General features: G+C 69.8%; 4 protein-coding genes. 3 read left to right on the top strand and 1 reads right to left on the bottom strand.

The annotated features are described in order from the left end of the window. Together FNH08_RS47845 and FNH08_RS47840 are read left to right on the top strand one after the other, a co-directional pair. A partial coding sequence (locus tag FNH08_RS47845) for a YnfA family protein (protein ID WP_194238868.1) occupies positions 1–206 on the top strand: 206 nt, incomplete at its 5' end. A 50-nt stretch (positions 207–256) separates the two neighbouring features. Then, positions 257–1036, top strand: a complete 780-nt coding sequence (locus FNH08_RS47840) for an SDR family NAD(P)-dependent oxidoreductase (RefSeq protein ID WP_152778172.1) — start codon at positions 257–259, stop codon at positions 1034–1036. 14 nt (positions 1037–1050) lie between these two features. Here FNH08_RS47840 and FNH08_RS47835 read toward each other — a convergent pair whose 3' ends face one another. Then, complete coding sequence (locus tag FNH08_RS47835; protein WP_152778171.1) at positions 1051–1878, bottom strand: helix-turn-helix transcriptional regulator; 828 nt, start codon at positions 1876–1878, stop codon at positions 1051–1053. A 129-nt stretch (positions 1879–2007) separates the two neighbouring features. Between FNH08_RS47835 and FNH08_RS47830 the strand changes: the two genes are divergently transcribed. Continuing rightward, positions 2008–3099 carry an LLM class flavin-dependent oxidoreductase gene (locus FNH08_RS47830; RefSeq protein WP_194238869.1) on the top strand — a complete coding sequence of 364 codons (1092 nt, stop codon included), beginning with the start codon at positions 2008–2010 and terminating at the stop codon, positions 3097–3099. Positions 3100–3107: the final 8 nt, after the last annotated feature.

The following is a 3107-nucleotide window of genomic DNA, read 5'->3' as shown; positions in this document are numbered from 1 at the left end:
GGGTGTATGGGTTTGTGGCGACGCTTCAGCCTGATGCGGAGTTTGGGCGGATTCTGGCCGCGTATGGCGGGGTGTTCGTGGCGGGGTCTCTGGCGTGGGGCATGGTCGCGGACGGGTATCGGCCGGATCGGTGGGATGTGGTCGGGGCGTTGGTGTGTTTGGTCGGGGTTGCGGTGATCATGTATGCGCCGCGGGGTGGGAACTGACGCCTGCCTATCCTTGCGGGGAGCGAACCCCAGATTGAGGAGTTACGGCCATGACTGCCCCCGCCGCCCCGTCCCCGGCCTCTCGTATCGCCGTCGTCACGGGGGCGAGTAGTGGGATCGGGGCCGCGACGGCTCGGCAGTTGGCGGAGGCCGGGTATCGGGTGGTGTTGACCGCGCGGCGCAAGGACCGGATCGAGGCGCTGGCGGAGGAGATCGGGGCGGCGGGGCACTCGGCGGTGGCGTACGCGCTGGATGTGACCGATCGGGCGGCCGTCGACGAGTTCGCGACCGCGTTCAGGACCATCGGTGTGTTGGTGAACAACGCCGGTGGTGCGCTGGGGGCCGATCCCGTCGCGACCGGTGACCCGGAGGACTGGCGGCGGATGTACGAGACGAACGTCATCGGCACCCTGAATCTGACCCAGGCGCTGCTGCCGGCGCTCACGGCGAGTGGTGACGGGACGGTGGTCGTGGTGTCGTCGACGGCCGGTCTCGGGACGTACGAGGGCGGTGCGGGGTACGTCGCCGCGAAGCACGGTGCGCATGTGCTCGCGGAGACGCTGCGGCTGGAGATCGTCGGTACGCCGGTGCGGGTGATCGAGGTCGCGCCGGGGATGGTGAAGACGGACGAGTTCGCGTTGACCCGGTTCGGTGGGGACGAGGGGAAGGCGGCCAAGGTGTACGAGGGGGTCGCCGAGCCGCTGACCGCCGACGACGTGGCGGACACCATCGCGTGGGCGGTGACGCGGCCCAGTCACGTCAATGTGGATCTGCTGGTGCTGCGGCCGCGTGCGCAGGCTTCCAACACCAAGGTGCACCGGGAGCTGTGACCGGTGAGCCCTTGTCACGTGTGTGACGTGGCTCCGGCGTATGCCGTCGGCGGGACGCCTACCGTGGCTGTGAAGTCGCGGACCAGGTGGGCCTGGTCCGCGTAGCCGAGGTCTGCGGCGAGGGTGGCCCAGTCGACGGCGCGGTCGGTCTCGGCGCGTTCCAGGGCCTCGTGGATGCGGTAGCGGAGGATGACCCACTTCGGGCCGACGCCGACATACGCGGCGAACAGGCGCTGCATGAGCCGTACGGACATGCCCTCGCCGCGGGCGAAGTCGCTGACGCGGCGGATGGTGCGGTCGGTGCGGATGCGGTCAACGAGGGTCATGGCGAGGTCGGCCTGGGGGTCCGGTTTCGGGTCGAGGGCGAGCAGGAACTCGTCGAGGGCGGTGACGCGGGCGTCGTCGGTGGCGGGACCGAGGACGGCTTCGGTGTCTGCCGCGGTGTCGCGCCCCGGGTACGCCTCCGGCAGTCGTACGCGTCGGCCGGTCCAGTCGCTCACCGGTCGGTCGGGTGCGAAGGGGCGGAAGCCGCCGGGGCGGAACTGGATGCCGCAGACGTGGCCCCGGCCCTCCAGTTTCTGGGTGAAGAGGTCGAGGCCGATGCCGGCGATCTCCCCGAAGCCGGTGGGGTCCTGGCTCTCGTAGCGCTGGAAGACGATGTTCACGGACGGGTGTGGGACGACATGGGAGACGTAGGGCTCGGGCAGGTCCCAGTCGATCAGCCAGTAGTGCTCCAGGTAGGGGCGGAGCGGTGCGGCCGGTTCGTGGCGGCGGAAGCGGACGCGGGCGAAGAGCTCCGGGGCGTCGACGATGCCTCGGGTGTCACGGCGTGGGGCGGCCATGAGGGGATCGTAGAGGCGGGGTCTGACAGTGGGCCGCCGCTGCCGGGAGGAGTGCGGGAATAGTCGGGCTGGGGCCCCCGTTCGCGGGTATGGTTGAACCGTAAACAACTTGGAGGGTGGCACACAATGATGCAGTTCGGGATCTTCAGCGTCGGCGACGTGACCCCCGACCCGACCACGGGCCGGACGCCGACCGAGCGCGAGCGCATCAAGGCCATGGTCGCGATCGCGCAGAAGGCCGAGGAGGTCGGGCTCGACGTGTTCGCGACGGGGGAGCACCACAACCCGCCGTTCGTGCCGTCGTCGCCCACGACCATGCTGGGCTGGATCGCCGCCCGCACCGAGCGGCTGATCCTCTCCACGGCCACCACCCTCATCACCACCAACGACCCGGTGAAGATCGCCGAGGACTACGCGATGCTCCAGCACCTGGCCGACGGCCGGGTGGACCTGATGCTGGGGCGCGGCAACACCGGACCGGTCTACCCGTGGTTCGGGCAGGACATCCGGCAGGGCATCAACCTCGCCATCGAGAACTACGCCCTGCTGCACCGGCTGTGGCGCGAGGACGTCGTGGACTGGGAGGGCAAGTTCCGTACGCCGCTCCAGGGCTTCACATCCACGCCCCGGCCGATGGACGGTGTGCCGCCGTTCGTCTGGCACGGGTCGATCAGGTCGCCCGAGATCGCCGAACAGGCCGCGTTCTACGGCGACGGCTTCTTCCACAACAACATCTTCTGGCCGGCCAGCCACACGCAGCAGATGGTGGAGCTGTACCGCACCCGGTACGCGCACCACGGGCACGGCACGCCCGAGCAGGCGATCGTCGGGCTGGGCGGGCACGTCTTCATGCGGAAGAACTCCCAGGACGCGGTGCGGGAGTTCCGGCCGTACTTCGATGTCGCGCCGGTGTACGGGCACGGGCCCTCGCTGGAGGATTTCACGGACCAGACGCCGCTGACGGTCGGGACGCCCGAGCAGGTGATCGAGAAGACGCTGGCCTTCCGGGAGTACGCCGGTGACTACCAGCGTCAGCTGTTCCTGGTCGACCATGCGGGGCTGCCGCTGAAGACCGTGCTGGAGCAGATCGACATGCTGGGGGAGGAGGTCGTGCCGGTGCTGCGGGAGGAGTTCGCGAAGGGGCGGGCGGCGGCGGTGCCGGATGCGCCCACGCATCGGTCCTTGCTCGCTGCGGGGGGTGCTTCGCGGGGTGGGGTGTAGGAGAGCGC

The organism is Streptomyces spongiae (genome assembly GCF_009377185.1).
GTDB lineage: Bacteria > Actinomycetota > Actinomycetes > Streptomycetales > Streptomycetaceae > Streptomyces > Streptomyces spongiae.
The sequence above is the reverse complement of the archived record's forward strand: the minus strand, read 5'-3'. Positions and strand labels throughout refer to the sequence as shown.

Excerpts from the sequence above, each read along its gene's own strand:
- FNH08_RS47830 (WP_194238869.1), top strand. The coding sequence starts at position 2,008 with ATGCAGTTCGGGATCTTCAGCGTCGGCGACGTGACCCCCGACCCGACC.
- FNH08_RS47840 (WP_152778172.1), top strand. The coding sequence starts at position 257 with ATGACTGCCCCCGCCGCCCCGTCCCCGGCCTCTCGTATCGCCGTCGTC.
- FNH08_RS47835 (WP_152778171.1), bottom strand. The coding sequence starts at position 1,878 with ATGGCCGCCCCACGCCGTGACACCCGAGGCATCGTCGACGCCCCGGAG.